The sequence below is a fragment of the Streptococcus troglodytae genome (assembly GCF_002355215.1).
Taxonomy (GTDB): Bacteria; Bacillota; Bacilli; order Lactobacillales; family Streptococcaceae; genus Streptococcus; species Streptococcus troglodytae.
Window position 1 is genome coordinate 775383 of record NZ_AP014612.1, and the last position, 20239, is coordinate 795621.

Here is a 20239-nt window from a genome sequence, read left to right on the forward strand (position 1 = left end):
AAAGACTCTTAGAATATTGTTATATCAACAATTCTAAGAGTTCATAATTATTACCTTTTATCCCAAAGTTTTTTTACATTTTGAAAGGCCGGAACCAAAGTGTTCCACTCTTTTTTATTTGTCTTCAGAATTCAATGGCTTGTCTTCCAAATGATTAGATAAATTTTTGAACAGATCATTCAAAGTAGACAGACGTTTTTCAACTTTTTTAACAGAGGCTTCTAAGGTGAAACCTTCTTCTAGCATTTCTTGAATTAAAAGTATTTTTTTGATATTCATATAATCATATCTTCTGGTTGTTCCCCCTTTATTGTTTTGAGAGTGGATGATTCCTTTTTCTTCCCAGTAACGGATTTTTCGAATAGGAATACCAGTAATTTTAGAAACCTCACCGATGCCGACAACTAATTTTTGTAGGAGCTTGACATCTAATAATGCCGAATAATCTTCGTTTCTTTTTTCCATAAAACAGGTCCTTTTAAGTTTTGTTGATACCTCTATTTTACAATATTAAAAGCCGAACGACAATTTTTCTTGACTTTTATATGTATCTATTTTACAATTAATGTAGTTTTTCTACATAAAATGTTCGTTTATTTCAGAAAGAGGTTGAAAATGAAAGGAAATCAATTCAAAATAAATGAAATAAGTTTAGCCATTCTATTATTTTGGTGTGGCCTTATAGTTGTCGCCAGTAATTACATAACGATTCCTTTAATGTCTGCTTTTACTCAGCAGTTTCATGTTAGTGCAAAACAGACAGCTTGGTTGGGAACCAGTTTTTCTTTCGCCTATGCTTTAAGCTGTCTCTTAGTTGGTGTTTTATCTGATCGATTTGGCAGAAAAAGAATTATGGTTGGAGGGTTGATCTTATTGTCAGTTATTACTCTTATCATTCCTTTTGGCAATCAGTTGTCTTGGTTAATTATGGGACGGATCATGCAGGGCATAGCCGCATCTAGCTTTGCCCCTGTAGCTGTTGTTTATATTTCCGAAAAATTTTCAAAAGAGATTAAAGGGACAGTTGTAGGCCTTGTCAGTGCCAGTTTTTTGATTTCGGCAATTGTCGGGCAAATTATGAGTGCTTACATTAGTCGGTTGTTGAACTGGCAGGCTGTCTTTTGTACATTTGGAATAATTTATTTGCTAACAGCCATAATCTTATATAGCTATGCTTCACCCGTTTCTAACCAAAGCAAAGGAATTTCATTTTCTCAACTGTTTAGACATTATTGGAAACTATTAAGGAAAAAGAATTTAATCAAGCTTTATCTGATTGCTCTGACTTTATTGTTTGCATTTGTAGCTTTTTACACCGTTTTAGAGGGTTATTCGGTTCATACATTTCATTTAAGTAAAGATAGTATTTTTAGGATAAGAGCTTTAGGTGTGATTGGCATGCTGTTTGCTCCTTTTGCGGATAAATTAGCTAGAAAATTTGATATAAAGCGACTACTCATCCTTTCTTTACTGTTTTCGCTTGTATCCCTTTTAATTATTGCTTTTTATCCATATCTTAATGTATTGATTATAATGAGCCTTCTATTTGTAGCAGGAATTTCAATCATTGTTCCCACTTTAATTATTTTAGTGGGAAGGTTTGAACAGGATCAAGCTGGAATCGCTGTTTCTTTTTACACCTTTATTTTGTTTTTAGGTGCTAGTTTTGGACCGATTGCAGGTGTTCAGTTATTGACTGTACTGGGAGCAAAAGCAACCTTTTTGACTTTAGCCTTGTTATTGTTGTTCAGTATGCTGATTGCATTTACTTTAGATATTAAAGGAGAACAGTAGTATGAAGAGAGTATTAGTATTAGGAGCAACTGGCAGGACAGGAAGCTTTGTCATAAAAGAATTGTCCAAATACAAATCTATTCAGTTAATTGCTGGCTTAAGAAGTCAAAAAGATAAAGAAAGATTGCCTAAGATAAATGCAGCCATAGAAACAGCAGTGATTGATATTGATGATGTCGGCAGTTTACGTAAGGCTCTTACTGACAGTGACATAGTTGTTCAAGCCATTCGCTTACGGGGAGATATATCAGAGAATGCTTTAATTCAACTGGATCAACGGATCCATCAAGCTTTTAATCCATCAAGAAAACTCATCTTGTTACGGTTGGAGGCGCAGGGGCTCTAAAATTAGCAGCAAATCAGCGTTTTTGGGAGAATGACTATTTTCCAAGACAAACTCTGCCTAGAGGAATTGCTCATGCTAGGCTTAGAGACTATTTGGAAAAGTCATTTTTTAACCATACTTGGACCTATTTGATTCCTCCGCCAGTTTATGTTGCTGAGGGAGTGAGAACTGGCAGTTATAACCGCTACAGTTCTGCTCAAAAAGAAGACTTTTTTCTCAGTAAATCTATTTCTTATGTAGATTTCGCTCTTGCAGTAGTAGATGCTGTACGGGAAGAGTGGCAGGGTGTTTACTTGATTGCAGAAAAGGAATAACTGTTCATTTAATTACTTCAGCCAGCTTCGTAAGGCTTGCATTCATTTTTAGTCTAGGGTACAATAGAAAGAGTTGTTTGTCCCCTTAGTTAAATGGATATAACATCTCCCTCCTAAGGAGCAGTTGCTGGTTCGATTCCGGCAGGGGATATAAGATAGCAAAAGCACTGTTAGGTAGAAGAGTTTTCTGCTTAACAGTGCTTTTTTATTATTTTCTGGGTGCAAAACCAACTACTGTCATGTATCTTCCCAGCGAAAGTTATTCTTGCAGGTATTGTAGAAAAAGATCATGCAACCAATCCGCAAAATGAGTGACATTGTCTGAAGGGCCGTGCTCAATAATCCATTTCATAAGAGTGACCACGTTTGCCGTAAAAATTTCTGCTAAGAGTTGTGGTGGTAAATGGTCATTGTCTTTGGTGGTGGTTGCCAGATGGCTAATATAGGTTTGACAAAGTTTACTGAAGGCCTCTTCGAAATTACCCGCTCCTGCTAATGGTGTTTTGAGAAGAGCTTTCAGTAAGCGACTATTTTCTTGATAAAATTGATAAATATCTGCTAGATAATCTTTTAAGTTTTTTGAGCTAACCTGTGACTGGTATTTTTGAGAAAATATAGTTTCTAATTGGGTAATCGTTTTGGCTACTAACTGCTCCACAACATCATATTTGTCTAAGTAGTGACTGTAGAATGTTGAACGGCTGACAAGCGCTTTCTGACAGATTTGCTGGATAGTTAATTTACTAAAATCTTCTTCTAAAATGAGTTGGATGACTGCTGTTTCAATGTCGCGTTTACTCTTAAAAACGCGGATATCTTGTATCATATAATTGGTTCCTTTTGTTTTTTACCAAACATTTCCGAACAAAATGTTCAATTTCATACAAATTATAAGAATTTATGGCTTGTTTGTCAAGAAGCTTCTTTCTATACTGTGATTATCACATGATAAGGAGAAATGTTATGTTTTATCGCTATACAGGAAATCAACAATTTGATTTACAAATTAATCGTCTTTGCTTCCCTTTTGAAGGTAACGAAAAAGTGGAAGCAGATCTCAAGCTAATTGTCCCTCAATTAAAAGATATCTCCTCTTGGAACAAGATTTGGAAAGAGTTCGCTTTGATGCGAGAAGCTAAGGGAGATTATGCATTGGCAGCGGCTTATTTTTTGGAGCCAGTTTTTATCTTCTAGAAGATGATACAGATAGAGAATTGATCCAGAAGCATCGTTTGCAAAATTTTTATCGTGCTTATGGAGATCTTGGCTTTGAACAACATGAAATCCCTTATGATAATACAAGTTTGCCGGCAGTCACTTTTATGCAACCTTCTGCTAAGAAAAATTTACTCATCTTTGGAGGTTATGACAGCAATCTGGAAGAACTCATTCTATGGTTTTCACCTTTAAGAAATAATGGTTATAATCTCATTATTTTTGATGGTCCGGGTCAAGGAAATATGCTTTTTAAAAAAGAGAAAAGTCATTTCATAATGAATTTTGAAAAGCCGGTGGCAGCTGTTTTAGATTATTTTTCTTTGGATAGGGTGACAGCTTTGGGGCTTTCTTGGGGAGGTTTCTTTGTCATGCGTGCAGCTGCTTTTGAAAAGAGAATTGAAAAAGTTATTGCTTTAGATATTTTTTATCAGGGCTTGGATGCTCTGACCATTGCTATGAACCCAGTTTTAGCTTTTGTTTTAAAAACTTTAGTCCATTTTAAGTGTAAGACATGGATTGATGTTTTGCTTACACATGCTATGACAAGAGACTTGGATTTAAATTGGAAAATAAGGCGAGGCTGCCAATTGACTGGGACAAAAACACCTTATGATCTGATTCAAAATATTAAAAAACACAGTATGAAGGGCTTGGGACCTTTGATTAATCAAGAAGTTCTCCTATTAGCTGGAGAAAAGGATCAATATGTGCCAGTTAAACGTCTTAGGCAAATCAAAAAGAACTCAGCAATGCAGCAGAAATAAAAACGCATCTTTTTACGCAGGAAAGTGGTGGCGAACAACATTGTCAAGTTGGTAGTCATTTAGCTTTGTTGGCTATTAAAGACTTTTTAAAAATTTAAATTTTCCTTAATCACCTTTTCGGGCGATGATCTTATCCAGTGGGTGGATTTTTACCCGAGTCTTAAAATAGGAGAGCGAGAAAGTTGACATCTACGAAATCCCGATTTTGTTTCACTCTTTATTTTTATGATAATATTCCATTTTTCAGATACTATTAAGTCTTAAAAATGGTATAATATTTTTTATAACATTCTTATGGAGTAATTATGGCGAGCAAAAAAAAACCTATTGACAGTCGTGTGGATTATTCTCTTATTTTACCAGTTTTCTTTTTAGTTTTGATAGGACTTTTCTCTGTTTATACAGCGACAATTCACGATTATCCTAGTAAAATTATGGTCGTGATGGGACAACAGCTGATTTGGTTGATTATGGGAGCTGCTATTAGTTTTGTTGTCATGCTCTTTAGTACAGAATTCCTTTGGAAAATAACCCCTTATTTATATGGCTTAGGGTTAATTTTAATGATTTTTCCTTTGATCTTTTACAGTCCTGAGTTAGTTGCCTCGACAGGTGCTAAAAACTGGGTTTCCATTGGTTCAATGACCTTATTTCAGCCTTCGGAGTTTATGAAAATTTCTTATATCTTAATTTTAGCACGCTTAACAGTCACTTTTAAACAAAAGTATAAAGAAAAGAATTTGCAAGAAGATGGGAAACTTTTACTCTGGTTTGCACTGTTAACACTGCCTATTATGATTCTTTTGGCTCTGCAAAAAGATTTGGGAACTGCTATGGTTTTTATGGCTATTTTAGCTGGTCTGGTATTAATCGCAGGTATCTCTTGGCAAATTATTTTGCCGGTTATCGGTGCTGTTGCTTTGATAGTTGCTCTTTTTATGGTCGTTTTTCTAATTCCTGGCGGTAAGGAATTTCTCTATCATCATATGGGAGTGGATACCTATCAGATTAATCGTCTTTCAGCTTGGCTTAATCCCTTTGATTATGCTGGTAGTATTGCTTACCAACAAACTCAAGGCATGATTTCAATTGGTAGTGGTGGCTTATTTGGAAAGGGCTTTAACATTGTTGAACTTCCCGTTCCTGTTCGTGAAAGTGATATGATTTTTACAGTCATTGCTGAGAATTTTGGCTTTATTGGCGGCAGTATTGTGCTGGCCCTCTATTTAATTCTTATTTATCGTATGCTGCGTGTCACTTTTGCGTCAAACAATCTGTTTTATACTTATATTTCAACTGGTTTTATTATGATGATTCTTTTCCATATTTTTGAGAACATTGGAGCAGCAGTTGGTATCTTACCTTTAACAGGTATCCCGCTTCCTTTTATTTCCCAAGGAGGAAGTTCCTTGATTTCCAATTTGATTGGTGTTGGATTGGTCTTGTCTATGTCTTATCAAAATAGTCTCAATCAGGAAAAAGCCACAGAACGCTATTTTGCTCATATTAAAAAGGAGAGTCTTACAAGTTAAGGCTCTTTTGATATACGAATAAAAGTAAAATAGTTTTTAGAAAGCGGCAATAAGGTTGTGCCATAAGCACTGACAAAAGAAAATTGGCTGTTATAACAATACTTAAGGGAATTTTCGAGATTTTTAGTTTGAAGCTTATAATGGAACTGAGAAATATTGTTGCAATGCTTAATACGAAGAATCAATAATATTTCTTATATTAAGCTAATACAAATGTAAGCCAATAGCCATAGCGTTGGTATTTCGTTTTGCCATCTCTACTACCAAGGGAGCTGTTAAAAAGTTATGAATATAAGTTCTTATTATAACCAGACTCTAAAAAGCTCGAAATCGGATTGAGATATTAAAGCAACAAAGGGATAAGGCTTGGTTTTCTTAGGAGCGTACCTGTAAAAAATCTCAAAAATATGTTATAATGAAAGGCATGAATTATCATGATTACATCTGGGATTTAGGCGGAACATTACTGGATAACTATGGTATGTCAACCAAAGCGTTTGTTGCGACTTTAGCTGATTTTGGGCTTACTGCAACTTATAAGCAGGTTTATGATAAACTTCGGGAGTCTACGGATACTGCCATTTCTTATTTTGTTCCAAATTGTCCAGCATTTCGAGAGGCATATAAGAAAAATGAAGCTGCATTTTTAGAAAAACCTATTCTTTTTGCAGGAGCTAAGGAAGTTCTTGAGAAGATTGTTGCTGGCGGAGGGCGGAATTTTTTGGTCTCTCACCGCGATAATCAGGTTTTGGAAATTTTAGATAAAACAAAGATTACTTCTCTTTTTACAGAAGTTGTTACTGCCAGTAATGGCTTTGCCAGAAAACCAGATCCAGCCAGTATGCTCTATTTAAAGAAAAAATATACTATTACAAAAGCTCTTGTCATTGGTGATCGAAAGATTGATGTTCAAGCAGGTCAGGCAGCTGGTTTTGATACTGTTTTAGTAGACGGGTCAAAGTCTTTGATAGAAAGCATAAAATGAAGGTAAAGGGAAAGAATGACAGAAGAAAATAAAAATTTAGATCAATTAGCACAAGAGTATGATGCCAGTCAAATTCAAGTCTTGGAAGGACTTGAAGCTGTTCGTATGCGCCCAGGGATGTACATTGGTTCAACTTCAAAAGAAGGGCTGCATCATCTTGTTTGGGAAATTGTTGACAACTCCATTGATGAAGCTTTGGCAGGCTTTGCCAGTCACATTCAAGTTTTCATTGAAGAGGACAATTCTATTACGGTTATTGATGATGGTCGTGGTATTCCAGTTGATATTCAACAAAAAACAGGTCGTCCAGCTGTAGAAACCGTCTTTACTGTTCTCCATGCAGGAGGGAAATTTGGCGGCGGCGGTTATAAGGTATCTGGAGGCCTTCACGGTGTTGGTTCTTCTGTCGTTAATGCTCTTTCAACACAGTTGGATGTTCGTGTCCATAAGAATGGCAAGATTCATTATCAAGAGTATCATCGCGGAGTGGTTGCTGAAGATTTAAAAGTCATTGGTGATACAGATATTACTGGAACGACTGTTCACTTCACACCAGATCCTGAGATTTTTACAGAAACAACCGAATTTGATTTTGATAAATTAGCCAAACGTATTCAAGAGCTTGCTTTTTTGAATAAGGGTTTGAAAATTTCAATTACCGATAAACGCTCTGGACAAGAAAGAAAAGAAGAATTTCACTATGAGGGCGGTATTGTCAGTTATGTAGAATTCATCAATGAAAATAAAGAAGTTATTTTTGATAAACCGATTTATACAGATGGTTCTTTGGATGGTATTTCTGTCGAAGTAGCCATGCAATACACAACTGGTTTTCATGAAAATATCATGAGTTTTGCTAATAATATTCACACTCATGAAGGTGGAACGCATGAACAAGGATTTCGTACGGCTCTGACACGTGTTATCAATGATTACGCCAAGAAAAATAAAATCCTTAAAGAAAATGAGGATAATTTAAACGGTGACGATGTTCGTGAAGGCTTGACGGCCATCATTTCGGTTAAGCATCCTAATCCGCAGTTTGAAGGACAAACCAAGACCAAATTGGGAAATTCAGAAGTTGTTAAAATTACCAATCGACTTTTCAGCGATGCTCTCAATCGGTTTTTGTTAGAAAACCCGCAAATCGCTAAAAAGATTGTTGAAAAAGGGATACTGGCATCTAAAGCTCGTATTGCGGCTAAAAGAGCGCGTGAAGTGACTCGGAAGAAATCCGGACTTGAAATCTCAAATTTACCGGGCAAATTGGCAGATTGTTCCTCTAATGATCCCATCCAGAATGAGCTCTTTATCGTGGAGGGAGATTCAGCTGGCGGTTCTGCTAAGTCTGGCCGTAATCGTGAATTTCAAGCAATCTTACCTATTCGCGGTAAAATTCTAAATGTTGAAAAAGCTACCATGGATAAGATTTTGGCCAATGAAGAAATCAGAAGTCTCTTCACAGCGATGGGAACAGGTTTTGGGGCAGAATTTGATGTTTCTAAATCGCGCTATCAAAAATTGGTGATTATGACTGATGCTGATGTTGATGGGGCTCATATTAGAACCTTACTTTTGACACTTATTTATCGTTTCATGCGTCCGGTGCTTGAAGCAGGCTATGTTTATATCGCGCAACCGCCTATTTATGGTGTTAAGGTTGGCAGTGATATTAAAGAATACATTCAGCCCGGAAATGATCAAGAAGAAAAATTGCAGGAAGCTTTAGAAAAGTACAGTCAAGGACGTTCAAAACCGACCGTTCAGCGCTATAAGGGACTTGGGGAAATGGATGATCATCAGCTTTGGGAAACAACTATGAATCCGGATAATCGCTTGATGGCACGTGTTTCATTGGACGACGCTGCTGAGGCTGACAAGATATTTGATATGCTTATGGGAGATCGTGTTGAACCTCGTCGTGGTTTTATTGAAGAAAATGCGGTTTATAGTACGCTTGACATTTAATCGGAAATTTTTTTGAAAAGCAAGTAGAAGTATGTTATAATCGTAACGTTATGGACTACTTTGAATAATAATAAAGACAATTTAAGGAGATTGAGATGTCTAGCGGAATTGTATTGCTGATAGTGGCAATTGTATTGGTAGTGATTGTTGCCTATCTTATTGCTATTATTATCAGAAAACGAAATGATTCGTTAATCACAAAATTGGAAGAACGCAAACAAAATCTTTTTGATTTGCCCGTCAATGATGAAATTGAAGAAGTAAAAAAACTGCATTTGATTGGTCAAAGTCAAACGACTTTTCGTGAATGGAATCAAAAATGGGTTGATTTGTCACTCAATTCATTTAGTGATATTGAAAATCATATTTTTGAAGCAGAAAACCTTAATGATACCTTTAATTTCATTCGTGCTCATAGTCAAATTAATAATATTGAAAGCCAGTTAAATCTAGCAGAAGAAGATATTAAGGCAATCAGAGAAGCGCTTGCTGTTTTGAAAGAGCAGGAAGAAAAAAACAGTGCTCGTGTTTTACATGCGCTTGAAATGTATGAAACTTTGCAGGCTTCTATTGAAGAAGGGGATAGCAATTTTGGCATTACCATGCCTGAAATCGAAAAGCAGCTCAAAAATATTGAAGCTGAATTCTCGCAATTTGTAACTTTAAATTCATCTGGAGATCCTGTTGAAGCATCGGAAATTCTGGATCGTGCTGAAGAACATACCATTGCTCTTGGGCAAATGACAGAGAAAATTCCTGCTATTGTAGCTAAATTAGAAGATGATTTCCCAGATCAATTGGATGATTTGGAATCAGGCTACCGCCGTCTTTTGGAAGAAAATTATCATTTCCCTGAAAAGAATATTGAGGAACGTTTTCAAGAAGTTCGTGAAGCTATTGGCAATAATTCCAATGAACTTGTCTCTCTAGATCTTGATAAGGCTGAGTCTGAAAATGAATCAATTCAGAAAAAAATTGATTCTCTTTATGATATTTTTGAACGTGAAATTCGTGCCCATAAGAAAATTGTCAAAAGTAAGAAAATCATTCCAGCATATTTGGAACATGCTAAGAAAAATAATGAGCAGTTAGAAACAGAAATTGAGCGTCTCAATCACAGATATATCTTAAATGAAAAAGAAGAACTCAATGTGCGTGATTTCAATGAAGAAATGGCTAGTGTAGAAAAAGATGTCTTGCCGATTATTGAAAATTTTGATACTCAAGAAAAACCATTCTCTGTTTTGGAAGATAAATTTGATCGTGCTATTAAGAAACTTGACCTTGTTGAAGAAGGTCAGCTGGATGTTTTTAATAGCTTAAAAGATATTGAAAATGTTGAAAAGACAGCACGTCAGAAATTGGATAGTTATATTAATCGGCTTCATGCCATTAAACGTTTTATGGAAAAACGCAATTTGCCCGGTATTCCGCAAGATTTTCTCAGTGTTTTCTTTACAACAAGTGCTCAGTTAGAAGCCTTAATGGATGAGTTGAATCGTGCTCGTATTCATATTGAAACGGTTAATCGGATGACAGAAGCAGCAACAGCAGCTGTAGAGAATTTGGAAGAAACGGCTTACCGTGTTGTTCAAAATGCAACATTAACAGAGCAGTTGCTGCAGTATTCAAACCGTTACCGCAGTTTTGAACCAAGTGTTCAAGAAAGCTTTGATATTGCCCTTAAGCTTTTTGAAACTGATTATGACTACCAAGGTTCTTTTGATGAAATTTCTTATTCTCTCGAAACAGTAGAACCTGGTGTTACCGATCGTTTCGTTTCTTCATATGAGAAAACACGTGAAACCATTCGATATTAATGATACTGTGTCAAACATTTGATGCTATATAGATTGAGAGTTTGGGATTTTTGTCTCAAACTCTTTCTATAGCAGGTGGAGCCCTTGGACTGGCTGGTGCGGCTGTTGATACATGGGAATCATGGATTTAAAGAAAGTATTTAAAATGCATTTTCCTAAATTTATTAGCCTTATCATGGGAGCTATACCGATACTGTTACTTTTACTGGTTATCTTTCCAAATAATAAAATGAGACTGCTCATCTATGTCTTACTCGTGATCAATGCACTGGCAATTATTTGTATTTATTTGAAAAATAAATATTTTAATCACTAACTATTTGATTTCTCTGTATAGTAGGGGGTGTAGATGTAGTCGAGTGTTGGTTTCTGCGGAGCTTGTCTTGGGTTTAGCGCTGCAGCAATCGCAGAAGCTTCAAATCCAGTTGGTTGGGTATTTCTGGGTGCTCAAGGTTTGGCATTAGCTGCTGAAATTGCATATACTCAGCAGTAAGGAAATGAGGTGTGGAATTTTGACAGAAAAAACGAATCAAAAAAGGATACTGAAATTATTGGCCATGCTGTTGGCTTCAATGGCACTTGCTTGGCTCTTGTGGCCAATATCAAAAGTTTTAGCTGGTTTTGTATTAATTTTAATTATGGCTGCTGCTAGTTTTCAATTTTCGTCTGAAAAACAGTAAATAATTGAATTAATGGCCAAGAGCTTGGGAAAATAGTGACCTAGCTCAAACAAAGAAGCAAGGGCCTTAAACCCGTTGCTTTTTGAATAAGAGATAGTAGTAATAAATGCCATTACGATGATATCATAAGCCTTATCGCCCATTTATTGGCAGTCAGATAAAAATTTAAGGCTTGCAATATTCAGAATTTTCTTGTAAAATAAAGAAAATAGAAAAGCAATGAGAGAAAAAAATCTAAGAAATGAAACAGAGAGTATGGGAAGCTGAAAACATACAAAAAGCTTAGATAACACATTCTTGAGTGCGGGTGCCAAATCGTAGGAAAGTAGTGCTCGACGGGTTATTCACGTTACGAATAGGAGTTTCAAACTCCCTGAGGGTAGTCTTGGTGACAAGCTGCTGAATGAAGGTGGAACCACGTTTCAAGCGTCCTTGCAAGTTTTTTGCGAGGGCGCTTTTTTGAATAGTTTGTTGAGGTGGCATATGATTAGAGGATTACGACAAATTGAGCCTTATGTAGCAGGAGCTCAACCTGCTGAGAAAAAGATGATTAAGTTGAATACCAATGAAAATGCTTATGGTGCTAGTCCTAAAGTCCGTGAGGCTTTAGCCAATTTTGATGTTGATAGTTTACGTAAGTATTCGACGCTTGATCAGGCTGATTTGCGGGCTGCCTTGGCTAACAATTTAAAGGTTAAGCCTGAACAGTTGATGATTGCTAATGGTTCAGATGATGTTTTATCCATCGTTTTCTTGGCCTTTTTCAATAACGATGAACCCGTCCTTTTCCCAGATTTAACGTATGGTTTTTATAAGGTTTGGGCAGATCTTTATCGGGTTAACTATCATGAAATTCCTTTGGCTGAGGATTTCACCATAAACGCAGAAGACTATTTAGCTGATAATGGCGGGATTATCTTGACCAATCCTAATGCCCCTACTGGCATTTACAAGCCTCTGAATGAAATTGAAAAGCTTCTCAAAGCTAATCAAGATACCGTAGTCATTATTGATGAGGCTTATATCAGTTTTGGCGGTCAATCGGCTCTTTCCTTATTAGATAAGTATGATAATCTTGTTATTACACGTACCTTTTCTAAGGATGCGGCTTTAGCAGGTTTGCGCGTTGGTTATGCCATTGCCAATGAGCCTTTAATTGCTGTTATGAATGCTGTTAAACATTCCATCAATCCTTATTCTGTGGATTTGTTGGCTGAAAGGTTGGCGACGGCAGCCGTTGAAGACTGGTCCTATTATCAGGAAAATGCTAAAAAGATTCAAAAGACCCGAGCTTGGTTTTCTGAGCAGTTAGTCAAACAAGGTTTTGATGTTTTGCCTAGTCAGGCAAATTTTGTCTTGATAAAACCCAATGTTCTTGCGACAGCAAAGCTATTTGAAGAATTAGAAGCCAGAAAAATTTATGTCCGCTATTTTCCAAAAGTCGGACGGATTAAAGATTATTTGCGGATTTCGATAGGAAGGCAAGAGGAAATGGAAGAGGTCGTTAAGGCCATTGAGGAAATAAGAGGATGAAGAAAACAAATTTACCAGTTGGCATGCACGATAAGCTCTTCAAGCGAGCACGTGTCATGTATGAGATTGAGCGAGATATTAGTAATCTTTTAATTGAACAGGGTTTCAATCGCATTGAGACACCAACTCTGGAACATTTTGAAGTCTTTGCTGATGACGTTTCTTCTGAGCATTACCACCTTTTTGATAAGAAAGGCAATCTCCTCAGTCTGCGTCCCGACATTACCAGCCAAATCGGTCGCGTCATTGCTTCGACACGTGTTGAAACACCGATTAAGTTCTCTTATTCGGGCAAGGTTTTCAAGTATAATGAGGAGCTGCGCGGCTTGGCTAATGAGCACACACAAGCAGGTGTTGAAATTGTTGGCTACAAGGCTCAAGATGCCATTAAAGATGCCCTGCTTTCAGCTAAAAATGCTTTGAAAGCCAGCGGTTTAAAAGATTATAAATTTGAATTTTCTCATGCGCATATCTTGCAGATCATTTTTGCAAGTTTAGACATTCCTGAAACGGCTAAGAAAGATTTGGCCACTTTCATTCAAGATAAAAATGTCACAGGCCTTAACGAATTTACCCATCATTATCCTAGTGAATTTGATTCTTTGATAAGACAGCTTCCTTTTCTTTTTGGGGAGAGCTATCAGGTCTTAGAAAAAGCTCGCCAGTTAACTAATCATCAGACAATCTTATCAGCCTTGACTGATTTGGAAGGCTTGGTACAAGAACTGGCGGTTTCATTGTCAGAGATTACTTTGGATTTGGCACAAATTGCTAGTATGCCTTATTATACGGGACTTATGTTCAAAGTATTTGGCGATAAGATTCCAGATGCTTTTGTATCAGGTGGTCGCTATGATAAGCTGTTCGAGCGTTTTGGTGCTAAAGAATTAACAGCTATCGGTTGGGCACTTGATATTGATAGTGTTTATCAGGCTATCCATGATCACATTCGCTTTTAGGAGGGAATTATGACAAAACAATTAACCATTGCCTTGACAAAGGGGCGAATTGAAAGGGATACGGTCAAATTACTTGAAAGAGCGGGTTTTGACATGTCTTTCATGGCTGATAAGGGTCGTAATCTGATTTTTGAAAGTCCAGATAAAAGCTTTCGTTTTCTGCTTGTTAAAGCACCAGATGTCACAACCTATGTTCGTCATGGCGTAGCTGATATTGGTGTTGTGGGAAAAGATGTTCTCATTGAGCATCCAACAGGTTATTTGGAAATGCTGGATCTCAATTTTGGACTTTGCAAATTTTCAGTAGCTTCCACACCAGATTATAATCCTAGTGATCATAAACGCAAACGGATTGCGACCAAATATCCAACAGTTGCCAGAGACTTTTTCAATCAAAAAGGGGAGGATGTTGAGATTATTTCTATTCAAGGAAGTGTAGAAATTGCCCCTGTTATTGGTTTAGCGGATGCCATTGTCGATATTGTTGAGACAGGCAATACACTAGTTGCTAATGGCTTGGAAGTCTTTGAAGATATTTGTCGTATCTCAGCTCGCATGATTGTCAATAAAGCCAGTTTAAAAAATAAACCAGAATTATTGGCTTTCATCAAGAAAATGGAAGAGCTTGTCGGTGATAGAGAGGTGGCTTTTAAATGAAACGTTTAACAGGAACAAATGAAGAAATTTCTAACATTTTATATCAAGAGCAGCTGGAACTCAGCAAGGAAAATTTAGATGTTGAAGCGACTGTCCGTGAGATTATCGAAAAGGTCAAAGAAGAAGGGGATGAGGCTTTACGAGTTTATTCTGAAAAATTTGATCATGTCGTATTATCCGAGTTGCACGTTTCGGATCAAGTTATCAATGAAGCCTTTGACAAGATTGATAAAGATGTCCTCACAGCACTTGAAAATGCAAAAGCTAATATTGAATCCTACCATAAGCAACAATTAGAAGGAGGCTTTGAAGATCAGCCCTCTCAAGGAGTACTTCGTGGGCAGCTTATCCGTCCCATTGAGCGCGTTGGTGTTTATGTTCCCGGTGGAACAGCAGCTTATCCATCTTCGGTGCTCATGAATGTTATTCCAGCTAAAATTGCGGGTGTGAAAGAAATCGTTATGATTACACCGCCGCAGGAACATTTTGTCCCAGCTATTTTGGTCGCTGCCAAACTGGCTGGTGTTGATAAAATTTATCAGGTTGGCGGTGCCCAAGGAATTGCGGCTTTGGCTTATGGCACACAAACGCTGCCGAAAGTGGATAAGATTACAGGTCCGGGTAATATCTTTGTAGCAACTGCTAAAAAGTTGGTTTATGGTGTGGTAGGCATTGATATGATTGCTGGGCCATCGGAAATTGGTGTCATCGCAGATAGTACAGCCAATCCTGTTTATGTGGCTGCTGATTTACTGTCTCAAGCAGAACATGATGTACGTGCGCGAGCTATTCTCGTGACTAACTCAGCTGAATTGGCCGATACGGTTGAATTAGAAATTGAAAAGCAGTTGCAAACTTTGCCACGTCAGGCTATCGCTCGTCCCTCAATTGAAAATAATGGTCGAATTATCATTGCCCAAGATGTGGAGAGCATGTTTGAACTCATGAATTTAGTGGCACCAGAGCACTTGGAAATCGCTATGGACAAGGCATATGATTATTTAGATCAGGTGCAAAATGCTGGTTCGATTTTCCTTGGACATGACACCAGTGAACCAATTGGTGATTATTACGCTGGTGCCAACCATGTGCTGCCGACAACAGCTACCAGTCGTTTTTCATCAGCACTTGGTGTGCATGACTTTATCAAACGCATCCAATACACGCAATACAGTAAGGCCGCTGTTAATACAGCTGAAAAAGACATTACAACCCTTGCCTATGCCGAAGGTTTGCAGGCACATGCTAGAGCAATTGAGGTGAGAAATGACAAAAACTAAGGGACTTTTGGTCATGGATGTTGACTCTACCCTTGTTCAGGAAGAAGTCATTGATCTTCTTGGAGATGAGGCTGGTGTTGGTCAGCAAGTTGCCGATATTACTGAGCGTGCTATGCGAGGGGAGCTGGACTTCCGTCAGGCACTTGAAGAGCGCGTAGCAACCTTGAAAGGATTACCAGAATCTATTTTTGACAAGGTTTATACCCGCATTCATTTCAATAAAAATGCCAAGGAATTGGTGGCGGAATTACATGCGCGTGGTTACAAAGTCGGTCTGGTTTCAGGCGGCTTTCATGAAACGGTTGACAGATTAGCAGCAGAAGCTGGCATTGATTATGTTAAGGCTAACCATTTAGAAGTTGTTGCTGGTGTTCTGACTGGTAAGACATACGGAGATATTGTGACCAAGGAAATCAAAGTACAAAAGCTGCGCGATTGGGCAGCAGAAAATGAACTTGACCTTTCACAAACCATTGCCATGGGTGATGGTGCCAATGACTTGCCCATGATTCATGAGGCAGGAATCGGCATTGCCTTTTGTGCCAAACCAATTGTCCGTCAACAAGCACCCAACCAAATCAATGAACCAGATTTGTACAAAGTGATTGAAATATTAGACGAGGTGAAAAAATGAGACAAGCAGAAATCGAACGCAATACCTTTGAAACCAAGATTAAGTTGAGTCTGAACTTAGATACACAGGAACCTGTAGACATTCAGACAGGTGTGGGCTTTTTTGACCATATGTTAACCCTTTTTGCCCGCCATGGACGGATGTCCTTGGTGGTTAAGGCTGATGGCGATTTGCATGTGGACAGTCATCACACAGTAGAAGATGTCGGTATTGTCCTTGGTCAGGCTCTGCGTCAAGCCTTGGGAGATAAAGCAGGGATTAACCGCTATGGAACTAGTTTTGTGCCCATGGATGAAACCTTGGGCATGGTCAGCCTTGATTTATCAGGACGTTCCTACCTTGTTTTTGATGCGGAATTTGACAATCCCAAATTAGGTAATTTTGATACCGAATTGGTAGAAGAATTCTTCCAAGCTCTTGCTTTTAATGTGCAAATGAATCTGCATTTAAAGATTTTGCATGGTAAGAACAACCACCACAAGGCAGAAAGTCTCTTTAAAGCAATTGGTCGTGCGCTTCGTGAATCAGTGACTATCAATCCAGAAATTAAGGGCATCAATTCTACAAAAGGCATGCTTTGAGATAAGGTGAATTCCATGAGAAATTTTTTTTCAAGTTTGACACTTCTTTTTCGTTTTGTCTTGGAAATTTCGGCAATAATTGGTTTAGCCGCAGCAGCATTTTATGAGTCCAGTCTGGTAGTCAGAGTTTTATATCCTTTCTTGGGACTGATTATTGCTCTCATTTGGTCTCGCTATGGTGCTCCGAAGTCTGCCAATAGCCTGAAGGGAAGAGCTAAATTCGCTCTGGAATGTTTCGTCTACGGTCTGACCATTTTCTGTTTTGCGATGATTTATGATCAAACTTTTACTCTTATTTTTGCGCTGATAGCAGTCATTGATTTAACTACTATGTATGCTTTGGATTTAGAGAGAAAGGAGACCTTATGATTATAGTTATTGATTACGACGCAGGCAATACCGCCAATGTCCTGCGGGCTTTGGATAAACTTGGTGTCAAGGCAGAGCTATCAGCTGATCCGCAAAAGATTTTGGCAGCTTCAGGTTTGATTTTACCGGGAGTTGGTGCCTTTCCAGCTGCCATGGCTGAACTTGAAAAAAGAGGCCTAGTGACTGTTATCAAAGAAGCAGTAGCTGCGGGTCTACCTCTTTTAGGCATTTGTCTGGGTATGCAATTATTAGTGGAAAAAGGTTTGGAGCACGGTGGGACAGCTGGTTTTGGCTTTATTTCTGGCATTTGCCGAGAAATCCCGCCTAAAGCTGGTTTTCCTGTTCCCCATATGGGCTGGAATGATTTACAGGTCATGCAAGAGTCGGCTCTGACAGCCGGTTTACAAGGTCAGGCTGTCTATTTTGTGCATAGCTACTTTACAGATGTTCCCCAAGAATACGTTGACGTGACAGCTGACTACTCCATTGAAGTGCCAGCTATGATTCACAAGGATAATGTCTACGGCGCTCAGTTTCACCCTGAAAAATCGGGTGATATTGGACTAGGTATTCTCAAAAAATTTGTGGATTTGTGTGACTGATGGAAATAAAATTAGAAAGGACGGTTCATTCAAACATTTTTTGAACTGAACCCGATTAGACAATTAAGAAAGAAAGGAAATGAGTTCAAGCTAAAAGCCCGCTTACTAGACTAAACTATATAGAAAGGAAAGTTCAGTTAGATTTTTTCGAACTGAACCCGAGCTAAAAGCATCGAGAAAAAGATAAACTTCCTAGTGACAAAGTCACGTCGTCAGTTTCCTATTTTCTTCTTGCTTTCTTAACGCTCTTGGTATCTTAATTATGCAAATTCTTCCAGCTATTGATATTAAAAACGGTCGTGCTGTTCGCCTTGTCAAGGGGGATTTTGAGCAAGAGACGGTTGTTAATGATAATGTTCTCGACCAAGCTAGTCTTTTCATGGAAGCAGGTATCCAATACATCCATGTTGTCGATTTGGATGGTGCACTTGAAGGTTGGGCTGCTAATCGTGATCTAATTGCCAAGATGAAAGAAATGACAGGCCTTGCTATTGAAGTTGGTGGCGGCATTCGTACCATTGAACAGATTGAAGATTATTTATCTGTCGGTATTAATCGTGTGATTATTGGTTCCATGGCAGTCAAGCATCCCCAATTTATCAAGGAAGCTTTGGAGAAATTTGGCAGCGATAAAATTGTTGTTGGTATTGATGCTAAAAATGGGATGGTAGCCACAGAAGGTTGGCTAGAGACTAGCACCGTTGATTATATCAGCTTAGCTTTAGAGATGGAAAAAATGGGTGTCAGACTCTTTGTCTATACCGACGTTGACCGCGATGGCACATTGACAGGACCCAATTTTGAGCATTATGAGAAACTAATTGCTCACTTGACAAGTGCCAAGGTTATTGCCTCAGGTGGTATCCATGCCCTGTCAGATTTAGAACAATTGGAAAAGATTGGCCTTGCTGGTACCATTGTCGGCAAAGCCTACTATAATGGCAACATTAGTTTAAAGGATTTAAGAGAATTTGAGGGTTAGCCATGTTAAAAAAACGGATTATTCCTTGCTTAGATGTCAAGGATGGACGCGTCGTTAAGGGTGTTAATTTTGTTAATCTGACTGATGTTGGGGATCCTGTTGAGGCTGCGCGTGCTTATTATGAAGCGGGTTGTGATGAACTTGTCTTTTTAGATATCACAGCAACCTCGGACAATCGAAAAACGACAGTGGACATGGTGAGGCATGTGGCAGACCAAGTCTTTATTCCTTTTACTGTTGGCGGTGGCATTCGTTCAGTTGATGATATGAATAAGATGCTTAAGGCTGGTGCTGATAAGGTCGCTGTCAATTCATCGGCTATCGCCAATCCCCAGTTGATCAAGGATTGTGCTGAGAAATTTGGCAGCCAATGTGTGGTCGTTGCCATTGATGCCCGAAAAGAAGCAGATAGTTCTTGGCATGTTTACGTTGCAGGTGGCCGAAAAGATACAGGCATTGATCTCTTGGCTTGGGTTAAAGAAGCCGTTCAGCTGGGTGCTGGCGAAATTCTCCTAACGAGCATGGATAAGGACGGCACCAAGTCTGGTTTTGACTTGGATATGTTAAATGCCGTTGCCCAATTGGCTGATATTCCCATCATTGCCTCAGGTGGTGCCGGAAATACGGAGCACATGGTGGAAGTTTTTGAAAAGACCCCAGCAACAGGTGCCTTAGCAGCCTCCATTTTCCATTATGGCGAGGTTTCTATCGCAGATACCAAAAAAGCCATGAAAGAGCATGGAATTGAGGTGAGATAATGACAGATCTATCATTAGACTTTAAAAAGCAAGGTGGCCTACTGCCAGTCATTGTGACAGACTTTCAGACGGGTCAAGTTCTCATGCTGGCTTATATGAATGAAGAGGCTTATCAAAAAACCTTAGAAAGCAAAGAAATGTACTACTGGAGCCGCTCTCGCAATGAACTCTGGCATAAGGGAGATACTAGTGGCCATTATCAATATGTCAAATCCATCAAGACAGATTGTGACCAAGACACCCTCCTCATTGCCGTAGAGCAAGTCGGCGCCGCCTGCCATACAGGAGCTTATTCTTGTTTTTTTAATGAGATTTATGGTCAAGAACAAGATGAAAATTAAGCTCTGCTATTTTTCAAAAAATCGAAAGAAAGGAAATGAGTTCAAGCTAAAAGCTCGGAATTGAGATAAATTATCTGGGAAATCAGGATTTCCTGATAATTTCCTAAAATTCGGTTGCTTTT

The 20239-nt window shown here is 38.3% G+C and carries 20 protein-coding genes, 1 tRNA gene and 2 pseudogenes; 21 read left to right on the top strand and 2 right to left on the bottom strand.

Annotation, left to right across the window (positions count from 1 at the left end):
- Window positions 1-114 precede the first annotated feature (114 nt).
- A complete protein-coding gene (locus tag SRT_RS03950) occupies window positions 115-465 on the bottom strand; it encodes a MerR family transcriptional regulator (RefSeq protein WP_128833119.1) in 351 nt (116 codons plus the stop codon).
- Window positions 466-615: 150 nt separating this feature from the next.
- Here SRT_RS03950 and SRT_RS03955 point away from each other — a divergent pair, with 150 nt between their 5' ends.
- The 3 genes and pseudogenes from SRT_RS03955 to SRT_RS03965 all read left to right on the top strand — a co-directional run bounded on the left by SRT_RS03955 (window position 616) and on the right by SRT_RS03965 (window position 2605).
- Entirely contained in the window at window positions 616-1794 is a 1179-nt protein-coding gene (locus SRT_RS03955) for an MFS transporter (RefSeq protein WP_128833120.1), read from the top strand.
- 1 nt (window position 1795) lies between these two features.
- Window positions 1796-2454, top strand: a pseudogene (locus SRT_RS03960) (NAD(P)-dependent oxidoreductase).
- Between the two features lie 79 nt (window positions 2455-2533).
- Window positions 2534-2605: transfer RNA gene (locus tag SRT_RS03965), tRNA-Arg, on the top strand.
- A gap of 108 nt (window positions 2606-2713) precedes the next feature.
- Here the strand turns inward: SRT_RS03965 and SRT_RS03970 are convergent.
- Window positions 2714-3280, bottom strand: coding sequence for a TetR/AcrR family transcriptional regulator (locus SRT_RS03970; protein ID WP_128833121.1), 567 nt, complete (start codon window positions 3278-3280; stop codon window positions 2714-2716).
- Window positions 3281-3417: 137 nt separating this feature from the next.
- On the opposite strand from SRT_RS03970, the pseudogene SRT_RS03975 reads away from it, so the two are divergent.
- The 18 genes and pseudogenes from SRT_RS03975 to hisI all read left to right on the top strand — a co-directional run bounded on the left by SRT_RS03975 (window position 3418) and on the right by hisI (window position 20117).
- A pseudogene (locus SRT_RS03975) lies at window positions 3418-4534 on the top strand (alpha/beta fold hydrolase).
- 207 nt (window positions 4535-4741) lie between these two features.
- Entirely contained in the window at window positions 4742-5968 is a 1227-nt protein-coding gene (locus tag SRT_RS03980) for an FtsW/RodA/SpoVE family cell cycle protein (protein WP_128833122.1), read from the top strand.
- 424 nt (window positions 5969-6392) lie between these two features.
- Window positions 6393-6953 (top strand): HAD-IA family hydrolase, encoded by a 561-nt coding sequence (locus tag SRT_RS03985; protein WP_128833123.1) that lies wholly within the window; start codon window positions 6393-6395, stop codon window positions 6951-6953.
- Between the two features lie 15 nt (window positions 6954-6968).
- On the top strand, window positions 6969-8921 hold the full coding sequence (gyrB, locus tag SRT_RS03990) for a DNA topoisomerase (ATP-hydrolyzing) subunit B (protein WP_128833124.1): 1953 nt from the start codon (window positions 6969-6971) through the stop codon (window positions 8919-8921).
- A 95-nt stretch (window positions 8922-9016) separates the two neighbouring features.
- On the top strand, window positions 9017-10741 hold the full coding sequence (gene ezrA, locus SRT_RS03995; RefSeq protein WP_128833125.1) for a septation ring formation regulator EzrA: 1725 nt from the start codon (window positions 9017-9019) through the stop codon (window positions 10739-10741).
- Between the two features lie 121 nt (window positions 10742-10862).
- Entirely contained in the window at window positions 10863-11057 is a 195-nt protein-coding gene (locus SRT_RS11230) for a hypothetical protein (protein ID WP_128834027.1), read from the top strand.
- 181 nt (window positions 11058-11238) lie between these two features.
- Window positions 11239-11421 carry a hypothetical protein gene (locus SRT_RS04005; RefSeq protein WP_128833126.1) on the top strand — a complete coding sequence of 61 codons (183 nt, stop codon included), beginning with the start codon at window positions 11239-11241 and terminating at the stop codon, window positions 11419-11421.
- 483 nt (window positions 11422-11904) lie between these two features.
- Window positions 11905-12954, top strand: coding sequence for a histidinol-phosphate transaminase (gene hisC / locus SRT_RS04010; RefSeq protein WP_128833127.1), 1050 nt, complete (start codon window positions 11905-11907; stop codon window positions 12952-12954).
- Complete coding sequence (locus tag SRT_RS04015; RefSeq protein ID WP_128833128.1) at window positions 12951-13913, top strand: ATP phosphoribosyltransferase regulatory subunit; 963 nt, start codon at window positions 12951-12953, stop codon at window positions 13911-13913. The genes hisC and SRT_RS04015 overlap by 4 nt, the downstream gene beginning before the upstream one ends.
- A gap of 9 nt (window positions 13914-13922) precedes the next feature.
- A complete protein-coding gene (gene hisG / locus SRT_RS04020; RefSeq protein ID WP_128833129.1) occupies window positions 13923-14570 on the top strand; it encodes an ATP phosphoribosyltransferase in 648 nt (215 codons plus the stop codon).
- Complete coding sequence (gene hisD, locus SRT_RS04025; RefSeq protein ID WP_128833130.1) at window positions 14567-15850, top strand: histidinol dehydrogenase; 1284 nt, start codon at window positions 14567-14569, stop codon at window positions 15848-15850. The genes hisG and hisD overlap by 4 nt, the downstream gene beginning before the upstream one ends.
- Window positions 15837-16484: a phosphoserine phosphatase SerB gene (gene serB / locus SRT_RS04030; RefSeq protein ID WP_128833131.1), complete on the top strand. Its 648-nt coding sequence runs from the start codon at window positions 15837-15839 to the stop codon at window positions 16482-16484. The genes hisD and serB overlap by 14 nt, the downstream gene beginning before the upstream one ends.
- A complete protein-coding gene (gene hisB, locus SRT_RS04035) occupies window positions 16481-17065 on the top strand; it encodes an imidazoleglycerol-phosphate dehydratase HisB (protein WP_128833132.1) in 585 nt (194 codons plus the stop codon). The genes serB and hisB overlap by 4 nt, the downstream gene beginning before the upstream one ends.
- A gap of 15 nt (window positions 17066-17080) precedes the next feature.
- Entirely contained in the window at window positions 17081-17434 is a 354-nt protein-coding gene (locus tag SRT_RS04040) for a YrdB family protein (protein ID WP_161940024.1), read from the top strand.
- A complete protein-coding gene (gene hisH / locus SRT_RS04045; RefSeq protein WP_128833134.1) occupies window positions 17431-18036 on the top strand; it encodes an imidazole glycerol phosphate synthase subunit HisH in 606 nt (201 codons plus the stop codon). The genes SRT_RS04040 and hisH overlap by 4 nt, the downstream gene beginning before the upstream one ends.
- A 262-nt stretch (window positions 18037-18298) precedes the next feature.
- Entirely contained in the window at window positions 18299-19018 is a 720-nt protein-coding gene (gene hisA / locus SRT_RS04050; RefSeq protein ID WP_128833135.1) for a 1-(5-phosphoribosyl)-5-[(5-phosphoribosylamino)methylideneamino]imidazole-4-carboxamide isomerase, read from the top strand.
- Between the two features lie 2 nt (window positions 19019-19020).
- Window positions 19021-19776, top strand: coding sequence for an imidazole glycerol phosphate synthase subunit HisF (gene hisF / locus SRT_RS04055; protein WP_128833136.1), 756 nt, complete (start codon window positions 19021-19023; stop codon window positions 19774-19776).
- The gene (hisI, locus tag SRT_RS04060; RefSeq protein WP_002283675.1) at window positions 19776-20117 is read left to right on the top strand and encodes a phosphoribosyl-AMP cyclohydrolase; all 342 of its coding nucleotides are present in this window, start codon (window positions 19776-19778) and stop codon (window positions 20115-20117) included. The genes hisF and hisI overlap by 1 nt, the downstream gene beginning before the upstream one ends.
- The last annotated feature ends 122 nt before the right edge of the window (window positions 20118-20239 follow it).

Bases quoted from the DNA above. Each gene is read 5' to 3' on its own strand.
- hisH (WP_128833134.1), top strand. From the start codon at position 17,431: ATGATTATAGTTATTGATTACGACGCAGGCAATACCGCCAATGTCCTG.
- gyrB (WP_128833124.1), top strand. From the start codon at position 6,969: ATGACAGAAGAAAATAAAAATTTAGATCAATTAGCACAAGAGTATGAT.
- SRT_RS03955 (WP_128833120.1), top strand. From the start codon at position 616: ATGAAAGGAAATCAATTCAAAATAAATGAAATAAGTTTAGCCATTCTA.
- hisA (WP_128833135.1), top strand. From the start codon at position 18,299: ATGCAAATTCTTCCAGCTATTGATATTAAAAACGGTCGTGCTGTTCGC.
- hisI (WP_002283675.1), top strand. From the start codon at position 19,776: ATGACAGATCTATCATTAGACTTTAAAAAGCAAGGTGGCCTACTGCCA.
- hisB (WP_128833132.1), top strand. From the start codon at position 16,481: ATGAGACAAGCAGAAATCGAACGCAATACCTTTGAAACCAAGATTAAG.
- SRT_RS04005 (WP_128833126.1), top strand. From the start codon at position 11,239: ATGAGGTGTGGAATTTTGACAGAAAAAACGAATCAAAAAAGGATACTG.
- SRT_RS04040 (WP_161940024.1), top strand. From the start codon at position 17,081: ATGAGAAATTTTTTTTCAAGTTTGACACTTCTTTTTCGTTTTGTCTTG.
- SRT_RS03950 (WP_128833119.1), bottom strand. From the start codon at position 465: ATGGAAAAAAGAAACGAAGATTATTCGGCATTATTAGATGTCAAGCTC.
- SRT_RS03985 (WP_128833123.1), top strand. From the start codon at position 6,393: ATGAATTATCATGATTACATCTGGGATTTAGGCGGAACATTACTGGAT.
- hisF (WP_128833136.1), top strand. From the start codon at position 19,021: ATGTTAAAAAAACGGATTATTCCTTGCTTAGATGTCAAGGATGGACGC.
- SRT_RS04015 (WP_128833128.1), top strand. From the start codon at position 12,951: ATGAAGAAAACAAATTTACCAGTTGGCATGCACGATAAGCTCTTCAAG.
- hisG (WP_128833129.1), top strand. From the start codon at position 13,923: ATGACAAAACAATTAACCATTGCCTTGACAAAGGGGCGAATTGAAAGG.
- ezrA (WP_128833125.1), top strand. From the start codon at position 9,017: ATGTCTAGCGGAATTGTATTGCTGATAGTGGCAATTGTATTGGTAGTG.
- serB (WP_128833131.1), top strand. From the start codon at position 15,837: ATGACAAAAACTAAGGGACTTTTGGTCATGGATGTTGACTCTACCCTT.
- SRT_RS03970 (WP_128833121.1), bottom strand. From the start codon at position 3,280: ATGATACAAGATATCCGCGTTTTTAAGAGTAAACGCGACATTGAAACA.
- hisC (WP_128833127.1), top strand. From the start codon at position 11,905: ATGATTAGAGGATTACGACAAATTGAGCCTTATGTAGCAGGAGCTCAA.
- hisD (WP_128833130.1), top strand. From the start codon at position 14,567: ATGAAACGTTTAACAGGAACAAATGAAGAAATTTCTAACATTTTATAT.
- SRT_RS03980 (WP_128833122.1), top strand. From the start codon at position 4,742: ATGGCGAGCAAAAAAAAACCTATTGACAGTCGTGTGGATTATTCTCTT.
- SRT_RS11230 (WP_128834027.1), top strand. From the start codon at position 10,863: ATGGATTTAAAGAAAGTATTTAAAATGCATTTTCCTAAATTTATTAGC.